The sequence below is a fragment of the Coleofasciculus sp. H7-1 genome, from assembly GCF_057473865.1.
The window spans coordinates 23,429-42,377 of the sequence record NZ_JBYCCT010000077.1; the positions used below are offsets into that span (position 1 = coordinate 23,429).

General features: G+C 47.5%; 21 protein-coding genes. 9 read left to right on the forward strand and 12 right to left on the reverse strand.

Annotated features, from left to right (window positions below):
- The first annotated feature begins 21 nt into the window (after positions 1 to 21).
- Together AC2VDX_RS22505 and AC2VDX_RS22510 are read left to right on the forward strand one after the other, a co-directional pair.
- Positions 22 to 987, forward strand: coding sequence for a hypothetical protein (locus AC2VDX_RS22505; protein WP_378177012.1), 966 nt, complete (start codon positions 22 to 24; stop codon positions 985 to 987).
- Complete coding sequence (locus AC2VDX_RS22510) at positions 962 to 1,306, forward strand: hypothetical protein (RefSeq protein ID WP_378177015.1); 345 nt, start codon at positions 962 to 964, stop codon at positions 1,304 to 1,306. Before AC2VDX_RS22505 ends, AC2VDX_RS22510 begins: the two co-directional genes overlap by 26 nt.
- On the opposite strand, the gene AC2VDX_RS22515 is transcribed toward AC2VDX_RS22510, so the two are convergent.
- Positions 1,303 to 2,319, reverse strand: coding sequence for an SDR family oxidoreductase (locus AC2VDX_RS22515; protein WP_378177018.1), 1,017 nt, complete (start codon positions 2,317 to 2,319; stop codon positions 1,303 to 1,305). The two genes, AC2VDX_RS22510 and AC2VDX_RS22515, sit on opposite strands and share 4 nt — an antisense overlap.
- Before the next feature lie 383 nt (positions 2,320 to 2,702).
- On the opposite strand from AC2VDX_RS22515, the gene AC2VDX_RS22520 reads away from it, so the two are divergent.
- The 4 genes from AC2VDX_RS22520 to AC2VDX_RS22535 all read left to right on the forward strand — a co-directional run bounded on the left by AC2VDX_RS22520 (position 2,703) and on the right by AC2VDX_RS22535 (position 5,657).
- Entirely contained in the window at positions 2,703 to 3,290 is a 588-nt protein-coding gene (locus AC2VDX_RS22520) for a Uma2 family endonuclease (RefSeq protein WP_378177021.1), read from the forward strand.
- Between the two features lie 102 nt (positions 3,291 to 3,392).
- Complete coding sequence (locus AC2VDX_RS22525; RefSeq protein WP_378177024.1) at positions 3,393 to 3,980, forward strand: Uma2 family endonuclease; 588 nt, start codon at positions 3,393 to 3,395, stop codon at positions 3,978 to 3,980.
- 135 nt (positions 3,981 to 4,115) lie between these two features.
- On the forward strand, positions 4,116 to 4,472 hold the full coding sequence (locus AC2VDX_RS22530) for a hypothetical protein (RefSeq protein ID WP_378177027.1): 357 nt from the start codon (positions 4,116 to 4,118) through the stop codon (positions 4,470 to 4,472).
- Positions 4,473 to 4,940: 468 nt separating this feature from the next.
- Complete coding sequence (locus tag AC2VDX_RS22535; RefSeq protein ID WP_378177030.1) at positions 4,941 to 5,657, forward strand: class I SAM-dependent methyltransferase; 717 nt, start codon at positions 4,941 to 4,943, stop codon at positions 5,655 to 5,657.
- A 211-nt stretch (positions 5,658 to 5,868) separates the two neighbouring features.
- On the opposite strand, the gene AC2VDX_RS22540 is transcribed toward AC2VDX_RS22535, so the two are convergent.
- From AC2VDX_RS22540 to purS, 3 genes are all read right to left on the reverse strand, one after another.
- Positions 5,869 to 6,981, reverse strand: coding sequence for an iron-containing redox enzyme family protein (locus AC2VDX_RS22540; RefSeq protein ID WP_378177033.1), 1,113 nt, complete (start codon positions 6,979 to 6,981; stop codon positions 5,869 to 5,871).
- Between the two features lie 213 nt (positions 6,982 to 7,194).
- Positions 7,195 to 7,869, reverse strand: a complete 675-nt coding sequence (gene purQ / locus AC2VDX_RS22545) for a phosphoribosylformylglycinamidine synthase subunit PurQ (RefSeq protein ID WP_378177210.1) — start codon at positions 7,867 to 7,869, stop codon at positions 7,195 to 7,197.
- Between the two features lie 108 nt (positions 7,870 to 7,977).
- Complete coding sequence (gene purS / locus AC2VDX_RS22550; RefSeq protein WP_378177035.1) at positions 7,978 to 8,265, reverse strand: phosphoribosylformylglycinamidine synthase subunit PurS; 288 nt, start codon at positions 8,263 to 8,265, stop codon at positions 7,978 to 7,980.
- 160 nt (positions 8,266 to 8,425) lie between these two features.
- On the opposite strand from purS, the gene AC2VDX_RS22555 reads away from it, so the two are divergent.
- Positions 8,426 to 8,833, forward strand: coding sequence for a Fur family transcriptional regulator (locus tag AC2VDX_RS22555; RefSeq protein WP_378177038.1), 408 nt, complete (start codon positions 8,426 to 8,428; stop codon positions 8,831 to 8,833).
- On the opposite strand, the gene AC2VDX_RS22560 is transcribed toward AC2VDX_RS22555, so the two are convergent.
- Together AC2VDX_RS22560 and AC2VDX_RS22565 are read right to left on the reverse strand one after the other, a co-directional pair.
- Positions 8,830 to 9,813, reverse strand: coding sequence for an SPFH domain-containing protein (locus AC2VDX_RS22560; protein ID WP_378177041.1), 984 nt, complete (start codon positions 9,811 to 9,813; stop codon positions 8,830 to 8,832). The genes AC2VDX_RS22555 and AC2VDX_RS22560 overlap by 4 nt on opposite strands.
- Positions 9,814 to 9,858: 45 nt before the next feature.
- Complete coding sequence (locus AC2VDX_RS22565) at positions 9,859 to 10,482, reverse strand: NfeD family protein (protein ID WP_378177044.1); 624 nt, start codon at positions 10,480 to 10,482, stop codon at positions 9,859 to 9,861.
- Between the two features lie 75 nt (positions 10,483 to 10,557).
- Here AC2VDX_RS22565 and AC2VDX_RS22570 point away from each other — a divergent pair, with 75 nt between their 5' ends.
- Both AC2VDX_RS22570 and AC2VDX_RS22575 read left to right on the forward strand, forming a co-directional pair.
- Positions 10,558 to 12,705 carry a PP2C family protein-serine/threonine phosphatase gene (locus tag AC2VDX_RS22570; protein ID WP_378177047.1) on the forward strand — a complete coding sequence of 716 codons (2,148 nt, stop codon included), beginning with the start codon at positions 10,558 to 10,560 and terminating at the stop codon, positions 12,703 to 12,705.
- A 181-nt stretch (positions 12,706 to 12,886) separates the two neighbouring features.
- A complete protein-coding gene (locus AC2VDX_RS22575; RefSeq protein ID WP_378177050.1) occupies positions 12,887 to 13,111 on the forward strand; it encodes a ferredoxin-thioredoxin reductase variable chain in 225 nt (74 codons plus the stop codon).
- 50 nt (positions 13,112 to 13,161) lie between these two features.
- On the opposite strand, the gene AC2VDX_RS22580 is transcribed toward AC2VDX_RS22575, so the two are convergent.
- The 6 genes from AC2VDX_RS22580 to AC2VDX_RS22605 form a co-directional block, all read right to left on the reverse strand.
- Positions 13,162 to 13,386, reverse strand: coding sequence for a hypothetical protein (locus AC2VDX_RS22580; RefSeq protein ID WP_378177053.1), 225 nt, complete (start codon positions 13,384 to 13,386; stop codon positions 13,162 to 13,164).
- Positions 13,387 to 13,447: 61 nt separating this feature from the next.
- Positions 13,448 to 14,239 (reverse strand): YdcF family protein, encoded by a 792-nt coding sequence (locus AC2VDX_RS22585; RefSeq protein ID WP_378177056.1) that lies wholly within the window; start codon positions 14,237 to 14,239, stop codon positions 13,448 to 13,450.
- A gap of 284 nt (positions 14,240 to 14,523) precedes the next feature.
- Positions 14,524 to 14,934 carry a hypothetical protein gene (locus tag AC2VDX_RS22590; RefSeq protein WP_378177059.1) on the reverse strand — a complete coding sequence of 137 codons (411 nt, stop codon included), beginning with the start codon at positions 14,932 to 14,934 and terminating at the stop codon, positions 14,524 to 14,526.
- A gap of 71 nt (positions 14,935 to 15,005) precedes the next feature.
- The gene (locus AC2VDX_RS22595; protein WP_378177062.1) at positions 15,006 to 16,607 is read right to left on the reverse strand and encodes a bifunctional aminoglycoside phosphotransferase/ATP-binding protein; all 1,602 of its coding nucleotides are present in this window, start codon (positions 16,605 to 16,607) and stop codon (positions 15,006 to 15,008) included.
- A gap of 126 nt (positions 16,608 to 16,733) precedes the next feature.
- Positions 16,734 to 17,348 (reverse strand): 50S ribosomal protein L25/general stress protein Ctc, encoded by a 615-nt coding sequence (locus tag AC2VDX_RS22600; RefSeq protein ID WP_378177065.1) that lies wholly within the window; start codon positions 17,346 to 17,348, stop codon positions 16,734 to 16,736.
- Between the two features lie 133 nt (positions 17,349 to 17,481).
- Entirely contained in the window at positions 17,482 to 18,822 is a 1,341-nt protein-coding gene (locus AC2VDX_RS22605; protein ID WP_378177068.1) for an adenylosuccinate synthase, read from the reverse strand.
- Positions 18,823 to 18,949 lie beyond the last annotated feature (127 nt).

Here is an 18,949-nt window from a genome sequence, read left to right on the forward strand (position 1 = left end):
AATATTAGGAGAAATCAACACATGGTCGCCACAATTGCCACCGAAGAAGGACTCAAAATTCCCGTTTTCGATGCTGCTTACACCGATGCCAAAGGGCGGAATGTAGGAAAGTTCTTCAACAATCCAGAAATCCTGCGCCACTCGATTCTGCAAGCAATATTTGAACCAGAAGAACTGCAATCATTAATGATTGTCAAACTTGACAAATCAAATCCAGATCCTCGCCAATTACGCGCCAGCATCCACGACCCAGAAGATGGCATCAAACGACGCTTGATATTTCAATCTGGAAACAGCTATTACTTCGGTGACGAAACCCTAGCCCAAAAAATAGGAGACTTATTCATAACCGAAAAAGACACCGCCTGTCGCTACGGTTCCCTTCTAGTCAGCACTTGTATGTCCGGCGTATCAGAATCCGACCATCTGCGAGTAAAAATTGTTGATTTCACCGACCCACAATATGCTAAATATCGAACCGGTGACTGTCACGGTGCAATCAGTTCCGACTTACTTAAAAGCATCGGCGGCGAGAAAAATCGAGCCAGCCAATTTCGTTTCGCTTGGCTACGCAGTTGGAATACAGAAAATACAAAATCCACACCCCAAGTCAGCTTTCTAGCTAAAGGAACCCTCCGTCCCGATGACAACTTACTCGACTCATTAGCCGAGTCCGAAGGTAACAAACCCCAACTAATTTTAGACCGCTCCAGCATCAAAGGCATCAATAAAAAACAACTCAAAGAACTCATTCCTTGTAGCGATTACGAACTACCCAAAGCCATCCTTGGTAATCGCAAAAACAGTCAAATTGGCATCACCCAAACTAGCTGGCAATCCACCGGAGTTTGGTTCAACGAAGAAGCCCAAAAACAAGACCTAGTGCCAGCAGCTAAAGCCGTTCGCGTAGCGTGCGCGTCAGCGCATAGCTCAAAGGCTGGCAGCACTACAGCGCGACTCGATGAAATTGCGCCAAGCCATGATTGAAGATTACGATAAACGCGAGGCATTTTTAGCGCGTTTAAACGAAAGAAAACTCAAAGAACAACAGGACAAACTATCAACTACAATTGATGACGAAATCAACGGTGATAGTGAAGAAAGTACCGAAGATAAAAAGCGAGAAAGACAGGACATTCAGATGCTAAAAGCCGATAAATTCGGACTGATGATAGGCAGTCCCGAATTCACCAATATGGCAGAAAGATGGCTGGCATCTAAATGGAGAAATCTGGCAACCAATCGTACAACTGTGCAACGCCATCGCACAGGTGTCGTAGCTGCAATTTGTAAGCGATCGCCTTAAATATCATTTCCTGGGAAAAACCCTCCGAAGACTGCTGCAACTCCCAACGCCGCAGCTGCCACAGCACCCCATTTAATCGGCGGATTTTTATCCAGCCAGTCAGTAAAGGAGGGTATCGACAGATTGCCAAAGTCTCCTTCAACTCTGTCGTAACCTTCTATAGGCTCATACAGATTGGTTGGTGCGTCTTCGGACTTCGGCTCGTTGGTTTTCTGTAACTCGAAGCCAATCAGCAGTAAGATGCTGTCCGCTAGCGCTGGCGAGATTCGTTGTATTATATCAATCACTTTGCCCACATCTCCGACGATAAAATCACGAGTGGGGTTTTCGGCGACGTAGAGAATAGCTTCGGCGACAAGACTTGGCTCGTAGTACGGCGGCACTCCTGTCGGCTTCACACCTAGCTTGGTGCGAACCTTATTGTAGTATGGCGTGTTGATCACCGATGGCATGATATTAGTGACGCTAATCGGCCATCCTTCGTGTTTCAGCTCAAGACGCAAAGCATCAAGCATACCCTCAACACCATGCTTGGATGCAGAGTAGGGACTTTGGTAAGGTACAGAGCGTCTAGCCTCAACTGAGGAGATATGGATCAGCGCTCCGCGTCCTTCGCGTTTAAGATGAGGTAGCGCTGCCATTGCACCATAAGCTTGCCCTGTCAGGTTAACATCGATGACTTGTTTAAACTCTTCGGGTGTTATCTTGTCGAAGGTGGCGAGGACTCCGGTAGCGGCTGCATGAACCCAGGTATCGAGTCGCCCGTATACCTCCACGGCTTTATCTGCGATCGCTTTTACTTGCTCGAAATCCGTGACATCAGCAACGATAGCGACTGCTTCACCGCCTTGTTGCTGTATCTCATCCACCAAAGACTTTAACCCTGATTCGCTGCGAGCTGAGACTACCACTTTTGCGCCTCGGTGGGCAAACTGCAAAGCTGTCTCGCGCCCGATGCCGCTAGAAGCGCCAACGACGGCGACGACTTGCTCTTTGATTGGCTTTAGTTGCATTGTTGCTAATCCTTATAAAGTGCTGACGACAAACCATTCACCTTTGCCGCTGAAGTGCATCTAGGAACGTTGGCTTAGTGGTCAAATGTTAAGTTCTATTAACTAAATTAATCGACTGACGGCGGGTTACATCAGTCTCAGGGTTGACAATGGGGAGGAGATGCGCCCCTTGCCTACACTTGGCGATCGCTGGGTTGCCTCTCACTTTTACAGAAATCAGCCCCAAATTAATGCAGGTACTCTATGACTGAATTTTCTCGAATTAGGAAAAAAGAAAACAGAGAAACTTATTTACCGCCAATACGGGAGAAGGAGCGATCGCCCTTTTATAGCAGAGCGATAATAGACTAGAAAATATAAGAGAGTAATACTTTGATAACTTTATGAACACAGCAACAATTACCTTACCTTCTACCCTCAAATTAACGATTGACTTGACAGACGAGCAGTTTTTCCAGTTATGTCAGCACAACCGGGATTTAAGATTTGAGCGCACAGCATCGGGAGAATTAATAATTATGCCCCCTACAGGTAGCGAAACTGGAAATCGTAACATCGATTTATCGTATCAACTCCAAGCTTGGAGCCGACAAAACAATCTAGGGCTTGCCTTTGATTCTTCAAGTGGCTTTAAACTGCCGAATGGTGCAAATCGTTCACCCGATGCCTCTTGGGTAAGACGCGATCGCTGGGAGGCTTTAACCGCCGAAGAACAACAAGGATTTGCTCCTCTGTGTCCTGATTTTGTGGTTGAGTTGCTTTCTCCTAGCGATTCGGTGAAAATAGCACAAGCAAAAATGAGAGAATATATAGATAATGGCGCTCGTTTGGGTTGGTTAATAGACCGGAAAAACCAGCGAGTAGAAATCTATCGTCAAGGTCAGAATGTGGAGATTTTAGAAAATCCGGCAACTTTATCAGGAGAAGATGTGCTTCCTGGGTTTGTCTTAGATTTAAAACAAATTATGTAGCTTGATTTAGACGCGATCGCTTTTGATAAGGCAGTTTTTGCAAAAATTCATAAAAGCGAATCAAGACTAGAAAATATTAACAGTTGATGTTGGGATAAGTTCATGCAAACGATGGCGATCGCATTGCCTCCTACTCTCGAATTGAAAATTGATTTGACTGATGAGCAGTTTTGGAAGCTGTGTCAAAACAACCGCGATTATAGATTTGAGCGAACGGCATCGGGAGAATTAATAATTATGCCACCTACAGGTAGCGAAACTGGAAATCGTAACATCAAAATAGCTGCCCAACTAGAAGTCTGGAGTTCTCAGAGCAATCTAGGGCTTGCCTTTGACTCTTCAAGTGGCTTTAAACTGCCTAATGGCGCAAATCGTTCACCCGATGCCTCTTGGGTAAGACGCGATCGCTGGGAGGCTTTAACCGCCGAAGAACAACAGGGATTTGCTCCCATCTGTCCCGATTTTGTGCTTGAGTTGCGATCGAAGAGTGATTCTCTAAAAGAATTGCAAGAGAAAATGCAAGAGTACATGGAAAATGGCGCTAGATTGGGTTGGTTAATAGACCGGAAAAACCAGCGAGTAGAAATCTATCGTCAAGGTCAGGATGTGGAAATTCTAGAAAATCCGGCAACTTTATCAGGAGAAGATGTGCTTCCTGGGTTTGTCTTAGATTTAAAACAAATTATGTAGTTTTAGAAAAGATCGTGCAGTTTTTGTGGGAAAGCGATCGCTGTCGTATGTGAACAAATGTTATCAACAGCAGTGAGTGTTTACAGGCGATCGCAAAAAGTCTTGTAAAATTTTGCCATTCGATATAATGAACGGATGTTAGACTTTAATACCCTATCTGAGTTCTCACGCGCCCACTGTATCGCCATTTGCGCGTTTTTGGTTCCAGCCAACTTGGGTGCTACCATCTCGACAATGATTCTTACTGCACTCTGTCGCCCTCAAGTTCAGGTGTGGCGGAGTGCTGGAGTGGCAACCGTATTTGCTGTGGTGATGGTGCTGCACGTCTTTACTTGGTTCCAGGTTGGGGTGGTGATGCCTCCTACCTATATCCTGCTGTGTTTGGGAAGCACCTGCCTGGTCACGAATATTGTAGCGATCGCCTACAACTACAATACAGTTGTTCTCCGCAAACGCTACCCTAACGCTTCCAGCGCTATCAACCACCCCTGAAACATCCTCATGTCGTCAGTGTTGCCTCGCCTTTGGTTTGATGCTTGTGGTGAATAGAGCAACAACGTCAGGCAATGCTGGCTGCTGATGGGTGTACGTTCACACAGATGTAATCCCAGGCTGTATCAACAAAGATATTTTGCAGCTTGCTAGCCAAACTCCAGTACTCTTCAACGATGTTTAGGCTTGTGTAGTCACTGGTGATATTAAGCGACTGGCAGTAGCTGCTTAACTTCTTAAAGCTCCATTTATTACTGAATAATGACTCATGGCTAATTGCTAAGTATTGAAAAGCAATTAGCCATTCCCTGTTTTAACAAACACTGTTTTTTGAAAGTCAGTAAAATTACCTTAGAATATTATAAATAAACGTAAATAGTTGTCAAGGTCTTTGGGCATAATTCTCTTGATAGATCACAAAAGAATAGAGAATGAATTAGCTTTGTTATAGTTGTTACAAAGGAAGATATGCTAATTTCATCCAGACCCGTAAAAGATGTATTCTATTGCCCAGAAGAATCTAATTTCTACTCTCAATGTTTAGAAAGTTTAGTTTTAAATGAGGGCGCTCATGGTAAAACTATCATTGAGTTCGGTTCAGGAGATGGAACTCCAGTCATTAACTCCTTAATGAGAACCAGATTTGATGGCATCATACATGGATTTGAACTCAATGACTTAGCTTGGAAAACTGCCAAATCAAATATTCAGGAATACGAACTCAGCGCCCAATATATCATCTACAATACCTCTTTTTTTGAAGCATCTCTTCCCAAGGCTGATTATCTGATCTCAAACCCACCATACCTTCCAGCGCCAGATGAGAATATTTACCAACCCCTGTTACATGGCGGTACAGATGGTTCTAAAATTGCCAAACGACTTTTATCTTTAGATTATGAAAATGTTTTACTTATGCTCTCTAGTTATTCTAATCCAGAGGGCTTTATTAATTATGCAATAATGCAAGGCTACTCCATTGCTAATTTCATAATCTCCCCTTTAAACTTTGGCTATTACAGTTCTGAGCCAAAGGTGAAAAACACAATTAGAGAATTGCGAGAAAAGAAGATGGCTTTTTACTCAAAAAACATCTATCTTTTAGCGGGAGTTTTGTTTAAAAAGCAGCATAAATGTCAGGTAGATTTATCTGCTGAGTTGATTCAGATCATGACATCTTTGTAAAAGCTTGAACTGAGAGTGGGGAGAGCGATCGCTAAAGTAATTCCCTCAACTCAGAAAGCCGCTTTAGACAAAAACGAGGGGGTATTGGGAATTTAACAGTTCTCATTGCCCCATTCTTATTGCTTAATTTTTAACCCAAACTATCAAATTTATTCTCGTTCCCAGGTTCAGCCTGGAGAACGAGAAAGGAAGAGGACAGGCAAATTTTATTTTATCGATTGACCTCTCGATCGGCTTCTCTTGCCGAACGCGCGATCGCTGCACCAGCGCGATCGCCCATTAGCTTCTCTTGGTCATATCCCAAGACAATTTCCCAAGCATCATTCGGGTACTTGTCAACCAATGGCAACGCCACATCATCTAACATCCATTGACCGTGACGTTCGTCTTCCCGAATGTGCAGCTCCCAGTAACCCATTGCTGCATCAGAAAGTTTCAACCGTTGCGCTGCTGCTAGATAGGTTTTGTACGCCGCAGGACCTGCCACTTCAAAATAAGTCAATCCACCGCAGTAACGCAAGAAATAAATTTTGCGCTCGGTGACGAGAAAGTTATGATTGGCGCAGGCTAGCACTTCCCAGGGTACTAAATCGAAGTAGCCCTCTGGCTCTGTATTCATGCCAAACTCGTCAAGCATCTGGGCAAAAAAGGTAGAGTGCTTGCGGGAGAGGCGACCGTTACCGTACTCTTCTAGCAGCACTCTGACGAGAGTACATTGCACTGCGTTGGCGGTACCCCCCAGAATCCGCGAAAGGCGGCTGCCTTCGACTAAGCCATCGAAGGAACCAATTGCCAAGATTCGGCGATAACCTGCCTCTGTCGTCTGCTCCCGCAAGTACCGACTATCTTCCGATAGGGGAGGCTCTAAGTCGGCTGCGCCACGCTCGCTCAGGGCTTGCTTGACATCGGCTGGTGAAAGTTGTTGTAGTGCTTCTACGTCAAAGTGTGCCAGTTCCCACTGCTGCCAAGCTGACTCAATTTGGTTGCGAACTTTTTGCAACCAAATTGAGCGCTCGTTGGTGTAATGCCGCAGATCGTCATACCAAAACAGCTTGAGCCGATTGATGCGATACAGCACACGCTGCAAAAAGAGGTGGGAAGCTTCAACTGGCTCATCGCCACTTTCTACGTTATAAGCCGCCTCAATGGCGATCGCGATCGCATTTTCAACGTCGCTTGCTAGTTCAGGCTGTGCAGCCAGCTTGTTGTCTAAATCTTCCATTTCGAGCAGTTTTACAAATTGCTGCTCAGATCCGTTGTAGTTTGTGGCTGTGCGTTGGATCGTTGCCGAACTCGTCGGCTGAAAATCAGTAATGGCGACCATAATTGCCCATGAATTCCATCTTTTTTTGATGCTAGTGCTGTCTGGTTGGAACAATTGTCGGTCTGTAGGTGGAACTTGCGACAGCCAAACGTATTTCTACCTAAATACATAGGTGTTTGAAGATTAACCACAAAGACACGAAGACACAAAGAAGGCACAAAGTTTTCTATCTTGGTGCCTTGGTGGTTCAACAAAGCATTTTTTGCTACAGCACTACGCGATCGCTGCCACCGCAGACAGTAATCCTTGGAATAACCCAATGCCATCGGTACCGCCCAAAATCGGATCTGAGGCCCGTTCTGGATGAGGCATCATCCCCAGCACATTTCCTTTTTTATTGCAAATACCCGCAATATTATTTAAAGAACCGTTATGATTCTCGCCGTGATAACGGAAGAGAATTTGATGGTTATCTTCCAGCTTTGCCAAAGTAGCGGCATCGGCGTAGTATCGCCCCTCGCCGTGGGCAATCGGGAGGGTAATGACTTGTCCAGTAGAATAGGCTTGCGTCCAAGGGAGATGGGTGCGTTCGACTTTGACGGGAACGCGATCGCAAATAAAATGCAAATCTTGATTTCGGGTGAGCGCCCCTGGCAGAAGTCCCGCCTCAGTTAGCACCTGAAACCCGTTGCAGATACCCAAGACAAACTTTCCTTGCTGGGCGTGTTTAATCGTTGCTTGCATCACCGGAGAGAAACGAGCTATAGCGCCACAGCGCAGATAATCGCCATAGCTGAAGCCACCCGGAATCACTACCACATCTAGATCGGAAATATCCGTGTCTTCATGCCAAACCATCCGCGTCGGCTGATGTAGCAAATCGCGAGTGACATAAGCGACATCGCGATCGCAATTAGAACCCGGAAACACAACCACCCCAAATTTCATATTGCTAATAGCTAATGGAAGACTGGCTAACCAGAAGTAGTCAGTAGTCATTAGTCCTTCACAAATGACCAATAACGACTGACCACCAACTACCTAGCCCCTCTTATCCTAAAAGAATATTTCCGTCTCTATCTGACCTGACATCTCCGTTAAATCAAACCGATAATTTTCCGTTACCGGATTCGTCAACAACTGATCGCACATCCGAGCCAATTGATGTCGCGCCTCATCCTCACTCTCTGCCATCACAGTCAGCTCAATATACTTTCCTATTCGCACCTGCTCAACATTGTCATATCCCAGATGCTCCAACCCAGAATGTACCGCCGTGCCTGCTGGATCTAAAACCGAAGGGCGCAGAGTCACGTAGATTTTAGCTTGATATTTCCGATTCATCGGCATTCCTATAAATTCTTCCCTTAGATAGGTGATATTTGTTTTATTCTAAGGTGGAAGCGTGTGAGCTGCGTGAAGTTCTGGCAATTTAAGGTGGAAATAGATAAAGATATCAGCGACAACCTGAAAAGATTAAGGATATCTAGCAAAACTGAAGACCATGAAAGCCCAACGCACCCGCAGTCAGGAGCGTATTTTGAATCTGCTCAAGACGATGAACCGAGCTGTCTCAGCTCAGGATATTTATGTAGAACTTCGCAATCGTAGCCAAAGCATGGGATTAGCAACCGTCTACCGTTCCCTAGAAGCCTTAAAACTAGACGGCGTCGTCCAGGTACGGACGTTGGCAAGTGGCGAATCGCTCTACAGTTGTGTGCAACAAGACAAGCACCACCTGACTTGTTTGCAGTGCGGAGACTCGATTCCCATCAATCAATGTCCAGTCCATGAGTTGGAGAGCCAGCTGCAACAATCGCACTCGTTTAAAATTTTCTACCATACTCTAGAGTTTTTTGGACTGTGCGATCGCTGCTGTGTCGCTCAAGTTGCTAGCGATGCCCTGGATTAACTGTCCTCGTCTAAATCTAAAAATTGAGCTTGGTTCGTGTCTCCGACAATCGAGCGGATGCCTTCCAACGTTGCTGGGATGCTGCGCGGGTCCATAAACATGACCTTGCTGCTACTGCTCTTACCAATCGTCATCCCCATTTCTAGATAATTCTGAGCGAGTAGGTACTGGAGAGCTTCCTGGGCATTGGGGTCACTTTTGAGAGTTTTAGAAATCACTTGCAGCGCTTCAGCGGTAGCCTGAGCCTTGAGAACTTGCTGCTGCCGTTCCGCCTGCGCTTTCAGAACAATCGTCTTTTGTTGCCCTTCTGCCTCCAGAATCGCGGATTTTTGACGGGCTTCCGCCTCCAAAACTTGCGCCTCAGCCTTCCCTTTAGCAGAGTTAACGGCTGATTCGCGTTCGCCCTCGGAGGTGAGAATTGCCGCCCGCTTGCGACGTTCCGCCGACATCTGCAATTCCATCGATTCTTGCACAGCCCTGGAAGGAACGATATCTCGCAGTTCTACCCGCGTGACCTTTACTCCCCAAGGATCGGTAGATTCGTCCAGTTCTCTGAGCAAAAGTTCGTTAATTTGAGTCCGGGCAGTAAAGGTTTCATCTAGTTCCAGCTTGCCCATTTCGGCTCGAATCTGCGTCAGCACCAAATTTACCATTGCTGACTGGAGATTTTCCACTTTGTAGTAGGCTTTCTCCAAATCCAGAATGCGCCAGTACACGACCGCATCAGCGGTAATCGAAACGTTGTCGCGGGTGATACATTGTTGGGGAGCAATATCTAGAACTCTTTCCCGGACGGTTGCTTGGAAAGCGACTCTTTCGTAAACTGGGATCACGAAATTCAGACCGGGTTTTAGTTTCTTGCCGCTATATTTACCTAAAGTTTCGACTAAAGCTTCGTTTCCTTGAGTAACCACCTTGACGCCTGAGAGGGCAGATCCGCCCAAAACTAAAGCAATTAGTAACCCAAAAAATCCTTCCATTGTGAACCTCGTTTTTACAATATTGCAGATTGATAAACCCTAGGATTAGGATTTCAATAGGTGTTCTGGCAGCACGATCAGAGTTGTGCCTTCCCGTCTGACGACGTACACTCTTTGATTGGGAGCGATCGCTAGTTTCTCATCTTCACACCGTGCCCTCCAAGAATTTCCTTCGTAGAGTACCCGCCCCATCTCTCCTGGCAAAATCTCTGTTAAAGTCTGACCCTCGGTGGCATCTTCAATCGAAGACACCTTTCGCCTCGGCATCAAGCGATGGCTGAAGTAAATCAAAGCAATGGAAAACACTAACCAAAGCACCACCTGTAAAGCCGCCGGTAATGGGAGCAGCATCACCAACAGTGCCACCACGAAGGCGCTGATTCCCATCATGAAAGAGGTAAAAGCTGTTGGCACAACTAGCTCTACCAAGCAAAGGATCGTCCCTACCAGTAACCACAACAAAGTCGGGCTGAATCCGAAAGACTGGATCGCCAGCTGGATGAGTAAAGGAGAATCAAACAACCCTGCTAGAAACCAAATCGTCATAAAACTCAATCCCTTCTTGATATCCCAGTAAGGATAGTTATCAAGGTAAGATGAACTATTCCAATGAAAGCCAGCGCCGGATTGGGAAGGCATCTTGCCTTTTTGTTGACTACAACATTTCATCTATAAATTTCCCAGAACCCAGTGGAATTTTTCCTTAAGAATCTCTTGGAAGCTTTTTTATAAAAATTTCAGTTTATGAACAGTTCCCAGTTGAAGAGCGATCGCTATCTTTGGGCAACTGGCTCAGTTGCCGCAATGCTCCCTGTCGGAGAATTCGTGCAAGACAGATATCAGGTTGTTGCACCTCAAATTTGGTTGGATACTCAACCGATACTGCCGCCTCAGATTCCCGAACAGTTGCCAGACAATCTTTACCCTTACCTGCGCTTGTATCAAGAGCGCTTTCATCTCCCCGAAGTATATGGATATGCGTTGCTGGGAAATTCTCCATCCCCGACGGAGATTCTGTTGCTAGAAAATGTCCCACTGGATGCCACAGGCAAGCTATTGCCTTCCATTTTGGACGTATTGCCGCAAGCATCGGCAGTCCGCCAGATTTACTGGCTGTGGCAAATTCTGGAACTTTGGACGCCGCTTGCGGAATTTGGGGTAGCTTCTAGCCTTTTAGTTGCTGACAATCTCCGAGTGGAAGGGTGGCGGTTACGGTTGTTGGAACTTTACGCCGATCCCGTCACCGACCCAGATATCGGAGTTGCCCATACAAACAACGGGAATGGGGTTTCCGACCGCAGGCAAGCCGGAAGAAGTCGGCGAGAGAAAAAATTTCTGCCTCTCACCTTGAGCCTTGAGCCTTTTGCCGCTCACGCCTTAGCGGAACCGACCGGGGAACAAATGGTTGTGGGGTTTGGGCCAAGTCTCCGGGATCTGGGCGTTGTTCTAGCCAGTTGGTGTCGATTAATACAGACATCAGTAGTGACGCCGCTTTTAGAAATTTGCGAACAGATGCAAGCCGAAGATGTGACCGAAAGCGCGATCGCCGAACGGCTGAATCAGCTATTACTAGAGCAGGCAGCGGAACTCCCCTTGCGCTTGCGGGTTGCCGGTGCCACAGATACAGGTCCCCAACACGATCACAACGAAGACACCTGCTATCCCACCGCGCGGGATTTGCTAGCAGCAGACTTCACCCAAACAACTGACCCGTTGATTCCCCACTTGAGCATCGTTTGCGATGGGATTGGCGGTCATGAAGGTGGAGAAGTTGCCAGCCAGCTAGCAGTACAATCCCTGAAACTGCAAGTGCGGGCGCTTTTGGCTGAAGTGGCAGAGCAAACGGAAATCGTGCCGCCGGAACTGGTGAAAGAGCAACTAGCGGCAAGTATTCGGGTGGTAAATAACCTAATTTGTGCCCGAAATGACGAACAAGGACGAGAGTCCAGGCGACGGATGGGAACGACGCTAGTAATGGCTCTCCAGCTGCCCCAGAAGGTGACGACGGCTAATTCTGATTTGGGGAATGCCCACGAACTCTATATCGCCCATGTTGGGGATAGCCGCGCCTACTGGATTACCCCCCATTCCTGCCAGCTGCTGACAGTAGACGATGACGTTGCGGCAAGGGAAGTGCGAATGGGGCGCAGTCTCTACCGCGAGGCATTGCAGCGACCCGATGCGGGGGCACTCACCCAAGCGCTAGGCACGAGGGATGCCGAGTTTCTTCGTCCGAATGTGCAACGCTTCATTGTGGAAGAAGACGGACTGCTGCTGCTGTGTTCTGATGGTCTGAGCGACAATAACTGGGTTGAGCAATCCTGGGCGGATTATGTAGAGCCGGTGCTTCAGGCTAAAATTCCCCTAGAGGCGGCAGTCCAGTCCTGGATTGACTTAGCGAATCAGAAGAACGGTTACGATAATACTTCAGTCGTGATTACTTACTGCCGCGTTTCCCCAGAGTATCCGGTGCTACTCAATTTTGGCGAGATCGGGAATCTCAGCTTGATACCGAAAGCTAGCCTGCAAACCGAACTCGCTGAAACCGTGAAGTATATTGAAGCGGTGCCGGTCGAGATCGTTCCGGCAAAGCCAAACCGACTGCGCCGAGGGAAAGGGTTGGTCGTAGCACTGGGATTGCTGCTGCTGATGGGGGGTAGTGCTGCTGGGTTATATGCTTGGTGGAAATACAATCCTCAAGGGTTACAGCAAATACGCGATCGCTTGTTCAATCCCACACCCTTGCCAGTGTCAGTCCCCGAAAATTCTCCATCTCCCGCTTTCAGTGTGCCGCCATCGCCGCAGAACTCTCCGTCTCCATCCACAGCAGTGCCGCCACCTCCAGTAAATTCGGCGTCGCCAGTTCCGTCAGTACCCCCTCCAAGTCGATAAAGAGGAAGTTACCGTCCTGTGCAAGAATATTAAGGTTGTTCAAAATAGCACAATGCTTGGGTACTGGTAAGAGCCAAGCGTCTTGATAGGCAACGCTCCCAGCTCACGCTTGGTGGAAGCAGTCATTCCTCAAAAGAAGGCTGTACCAGTTTGACTCAGATACCCAACCGGAGATCAAGAAATGAAAGTAGGCGATCGCGTCCGCGTTATCAAATCTGTGATTGTTTACCACCATCCTGAAAATAAGGGTAAGCCTTTTGATGTCAAGGATCGGGAAGGAGAAGTAGTAGCAATCGTTCACGAATGGCAAGGCAGACCCGTCAGCGCCAACCTTCCAGTTTTTGTCCAGTTTGACAAAAAATTTAAAGGTCACTTCCGCGAGGATGAGCTAGAAGCTTTAAATTAGGCAAGTTGTCAATGGCTCATATTCGCTATTAGCTATCTCGCCATTGACTATCATCGCCTACCGCGATTAAACCAGCCAAATATATTGATGTCACCCCGCATTCTCTGCAACTCTTGCCGATTAGCTTCCGCTGTCATTTGATACCACTGGCAGTAACGCTCAAGTTCCTTTCGGTACTCGGCTTCCCGGTAAAAGGCATGAGTCATTTGGTAGGTGGCAAAGATTTCCGCTGCGCGTGGAGGCGCTGGAATAAAGTGTGGGAATTCTTTGGGCATTTTTGAAGGTTGAAGGTTGAAGGTTGGAAGAATAATCGCTTCAAACTACTGTCTAAACTTTTTAAAGCCAGCCTTTAAGGCGATAGATCCCTGTTCCAATGTATTCTTTTAAAGCTCTGGTTGACTTGTGTAACCGCTCGGCATCTGGTAAAACATTCAGTATCCGAGCTTGCAGGCTGCTGTTGAGTTCGAGGAAGTCTGCTTCTGTCACCAAAAAGTCGGTGGGTGCTGCGATCGCTTGAATCCCCTGACGCTTGAAAATCAAGAGCGATCGCGGCATATGCATTGCCGAAGTCACTAATAACACTCGGCGAATTCCCTGCTTTTCTAAGATTTGCCCCACATTCACCGCATTTTCATAAGTGTTGAAAGAGCTAGGATCTTGAAGAATGGCAGATTTAGGGACGCCTAATGTTTCCAAAATTACAGCCATATCCGCAGATTCCGGTGCCCCACTGCCCCGCCAGTCGATGCGTCCGCCGCTGGCAATCACGAGGGGAGCTTTGCCTTCGCGGTATAACTGGGCACCATAGAAGACGCGATCGCCCTCTTCGCTCAAATCCACACTCGGTCGCGGCGGCGAAGCCGATTTCGTGGCACCACCCAAGATGACAATTGCCTCGGCAGTTGGGAGTTCTGCCGGTGGGAGATTTTGCCATTCTAGCGATCGCAATAACGAGTTCTCCACCCAGCCATTACTACCCGCCAACAAGGCAATCAATGCCAGAACAATCGGCACCGCTGCCCAACGAGGACGTTTCCACAGCAATACCAGTGCCACAATCATCAGCACGCAGGCAAGACCCAAGGGATAGATGAATAGCGGTAGCAGTTTTGAGAGAAACAAAAACATAGAAAAAGGTAATGGGTAATTGGGAAAAAGCTAATTGCTATACCATCAGGACTTACGCAACGTCACCACATCTAGGGGCAACCACAGGGGAACTGCCCCTACAAAACGCTATAGGTATAAACTTTGCGTAAGTCCTGACCATTTCAGCTTAAGGTTGCCACAAATAAATTGCTGGAAGTGTCTACTGACAAGACTTGTGCCATCCAAAATCTAAAATCCAAAATCTAAAGTGGTATAACTCCCTGTCTCCCCCTTTGCGCCTCGGCTTTCCATCCCTAGCAGGATTATTCTTCCCGGTTATCTTCTGTGTTGTCTTCCCGGTTATCTTCTGTGTTGTATTCTGTATTATCTTGTTGGTTATTTTCTTTGTTGCCCCGGTCGCGGCGACCACTCAAGCCACGATATGATTTTTTGGGTTTACCATAGCGTTTTCTGTTTGCCGAACTATTCCTATTCAGCCCACTGGAAACTTCTTTAGTCTCCTCAGAACGTAGCTGTCGTGGTTCATCTTTGGCTTTTGACCAGGCAACCACCCATGCCCCCGCAAAACCCCCAACGGCCCCAAGAAAGATGCTCAAGGGTACCCGATACCCCAGCATTACAAAGCAAATCAGAAAAAACAACCAGTACTTCAACCCAGCGGAGAACCCATTTGAGAGTCCAAGCGATCTGAACCCAGTGTTTTTGTCAGTCATAAGTGTCTGGCTAATCGAAGAGTCGCTAATCGAAGAGTGGTTGAACAATCCTTCAATTAGCCAGTCTTCGATTAGCTATTTAATTGTGACTCCCAATCTTGAGTAGTGTCTAAAGTTTTCACGTAGGGTTGTTCCGACTGGGTAAAAGGTTCAGCAGCGGCTTGTTGCTTAGCCAATAGGTCAACGGTGGCATCAGAGACATCGCCAGTACGGGAGGAGAGGCGATCCTTGCAAACTTCCATCGGTGCGGTGCAGTGGAGGATTTGCAAAGGGATTTGGTGAGCAGTGGCTTGAGCGATCGCATCTTCTCTCAACTTCTGCCGATCGTACTTCGCATCTAAAATCACCGACCAACCCTGGCTTGTCAGCATTATCCCCAATTCCAACAACCGGCTGTAAGTCTTCTGGGTCATCTCATCGGAATAAAGGTCTGCCCCCCCCTGTTGTTCCAAGGGAATGCCTCCTAAATGTTTCCGCAGCGCATCCGAACGGATGTGAATTGCCCCCAAGCGTCGCGCCTGGAGTCGCGCTACCGTACTCTTTCCAGAACCCGATAGACCAGACATCAAAAACAGCTTTCCTTGGCGCGAGGAACCGCTAACAGCAGCATCCGCCGGAGACGGCGAGGAGCCTAGAGCAGCATCCGCCGGAGACGGCGATCGCGTGTATTCCCACGCCAGTTGGTAATATTGGGCAGCAGTGGCGGCGGCTTTTTCCTTATCCGCTGCGGGAACAGCAGGATCGTCCAACAAGAAAGAAGTCACCTTCGCCCGTACATAAGCTTGACGGCTCAAGTACAAAGGCAGCACCTGCAACCCCTCCCAATCTCCCATCTGCTCGACATAAGTATTCAAATAGGCATTGCCGAGGTCTGGACGCGATCGCGCATCCATATCCATCACTGCATAGGCAATGTCAAACATAACATCGACAAAGCGAAATGGCTCGTTAAATTCAATGCAATCAAATAGCAGAATCTTGTCTTGCCAGAGGCAAATATTTCTCAGATGCAAATCCCCGTGGCATTCCCGAATCCAATTATTTTGAATTCTGCTTTTAAATAACTCCTCTCTATCAGCAAAGAAAGAGTCTGTATACTGCCTAGTTTTCTCGTAATGTTCCTGAGTTTGCGGTCCACCGATATATTTTTCAGTTTGCCGATAATTTTCATCAATGGCATCTCGAACTTGAGCCACTTCACCAAATTTACGAATATAGTCATCCGTCTGCGCTTTTTCATGAAATTTGGCAACAACCCGTCCCAAATCCTCCATGAGTTTTTCCGTCAGCAAGTCTTGCTCAAACAGGTTGCTGAATAAGCCATCTTGGGGAAACTGGCGCATTTTCAGCACATATTCTACTGGCTCACCCGTACCACTTAGATGAAATTGGTCGTCTGTCTGAGTAATGGGCAAAATTTCTAAATAAATTTCCGATGCACCGCGCTGATTCAGCCGGATTTCTTCATTACAAAAATGCTGCCTTAGCTCTAACGTTGAATAGTTTAAGAAGCCAAAATTCATCGGCTTTTTAACTTTATAAACAAAATCACCCGTCAACAACACATAAGAAACGTGTGTCTGAATCAGCTCAATTGGTTGCGTCACCGAATGAGGATAAAAACTCGGCTGCAACATCTGCTGAATTAAAGGAGGAAAAGAAGCTTCTGTCATATTCTTTGCGTTTTATAGCGTCTTTGCGGTTAAAAAAAAGCCAGGGGCTTAACCCCTGGTCTTAAAGGCAATGAGAAACAAACTGGCGCTTCGTGCGAACTGAAAAGTCAGCGCTTCGCTATCGCCTCATGCAGGTTCGGATACAACATCTGCCGATTCAGTTTCTGTATCTTCAGCCTCGACGCGAGGTTGGAGGACACTTACAGTCACTTGATCTGGCTCACCAAGCGCTGTCACTCCCGGCGGTAGAACGAGTTCGCTGATATGCAGCTTATCCCCTATACGCAAATTAGAGACATCAATCTCAATGGAATCTGGGATGCTTTCAGGCGCACATCGCACCTGAAGTTCCGTGAGTACGGGGTCTAATACGCCGCCGTCTTGCTTAACACCGTATGCCTCTCCCACATAATGTAGGGGCACTTGCACATCCAGGTCGCCATGAGCCGCGACAGCAAAAAAGCTGAGGTGATACAGGGAGGTTTTTTTCCAAGGATGCGTCTGCACTTCTTTGAGCAGTGTTTTACCACTCCAAGAAATGTCAGGAATGTTGAGCTGAATCAAGGTGTTATTAACGGAAGCACCTTTGAGTAAAGTTTCAGCTTTTTTGGCTTCCAAAGTCAGCTCAATTGATTCAGTTCCTTGGTGCCCGTATAAAACGGCTGGGACTAATCCACTGCGGCGAAGGGCATTCGGCTTGCTGCCTTCAGGTCGCTTTTGACATTCAACTGTATGTTCCATCTTTGTTGTTTGTGAGTTGCTAATAGTGTTGCGGTTGTAGATAGAGAGTTTTGCTCTTCGTAGTGGCGCGTAGCGCGTTTTGAATTTTGAGTAAAGAATACTTAATTCAACACTCAACACCCAAAACTTTCTATTACCGATGTGATGTTATCGGCGTGCCGTTGGCGTGCAATAGCGCCCGCTTGGGGCCGTGGATCGGATCTTCTACTATAATCGTTTGATCGCGGCTGGCACCGAGGGAGACGATCGCAATTGGGACATCCATCAACTCTGCGAGAAACTTGAGATAATCCAACGCCTGCTGGGGTAAGTCTTCCAGGGTGCGGCAGTCAGCAGTGGATTGTTTCCATCCGGACAGAGTCTTGTAAATCGGCTGACAGCGGGAAAATTGCCGAGAGTTGGTGGGGAAGTCTTCGGTGCGATCGCCATCAATTTCGTAGGCAACGCAGACTTTAATTTCCTCTAGTTCGTCGAGAACATCTAGTTTGGTGATCGCCAGACAGTCAAGACCGTTAATCCGCACGGCATAACGACCGATCACCGCATCAAACCAGCCACAGCGGCGCTTGCGCCCCGTCGTGGTGCCAAATTCCGCCCCGCGATCGCACAACATTTCTCCGACGCTGCCATTCTGTTCGGTGGGAAATGGCCCTTCTCCTACCCGCGTCGTGTACGCTTTAGCCACCCCAATCACGCGGTCGATCATCGTTGGTCCCACCCCAGCACCCACGCAAGCTCCCCCGGCGACTGGGTTTGAGGAGGTGACGTAAGGATAGGTTCCGTGATCCAAGTCTAAGAGCGTTCCTTGGGCACCCTCAAACAAAACATTGCGCCGTCGCCCAATGGCGTCGTAAATCTTTAGGGAACTGTCCACTATATGGGGACGCAAACGCTCGGCGTACTCCAGGTACTGCTCGATTACGCTTTCTGCATCCAAAGGCGGTAAGTTGTAAAGCTTTTCTAAAATGACGTTTTTATAATCGATCGTCCATCGCACCTGTTCGCGCAACCCATCGGTATCCATCAAGTCTAAGATCCGAATGCCGGTTCGCTCCGACTTATCTGCATAAGTGGGGCCAATGCCGCGTCCGGTGGTACCGATTTTATAGCTACCGCGTCGCTCCTCGGATGCCTGGTCAATTAACCTGTGGTAGGGCATTGTGACGTGGGCATTCTGAGAGATCAGCAGATTGTGGGTGGATATCTTCAGAGCTTCTAATTGATCCAGTTCTTCAATCAGAATCTGCGGATCGATGACCGTCCCACAACCAATAATGCACTCGGTGTCCGGATATAAAATTCCAGAGGGAATCAGGTGCAGTTTAAAGGTCTGCCCTTGCACCACGACGGTGTGCCCAGCGTTGACACCCCCTTGGTAACGTACTACGACATCCGCTGATTTGCTAAGTAAATCAGTTATTTTTCCTTTGCCTTCATCGCCCCACTGGGCACCGATCACAACTACGTTAGCCAAGGGTTTATTAAAAGAGCTAGAGTTTTCACAAATTACAATTATTAACAGATGGTGCTACCGCTGTCAACTTTGATTAACAATTCGCAGCTTCGGTAGGGGTAAGGGCACGCCGTGCCCTTACCAAATA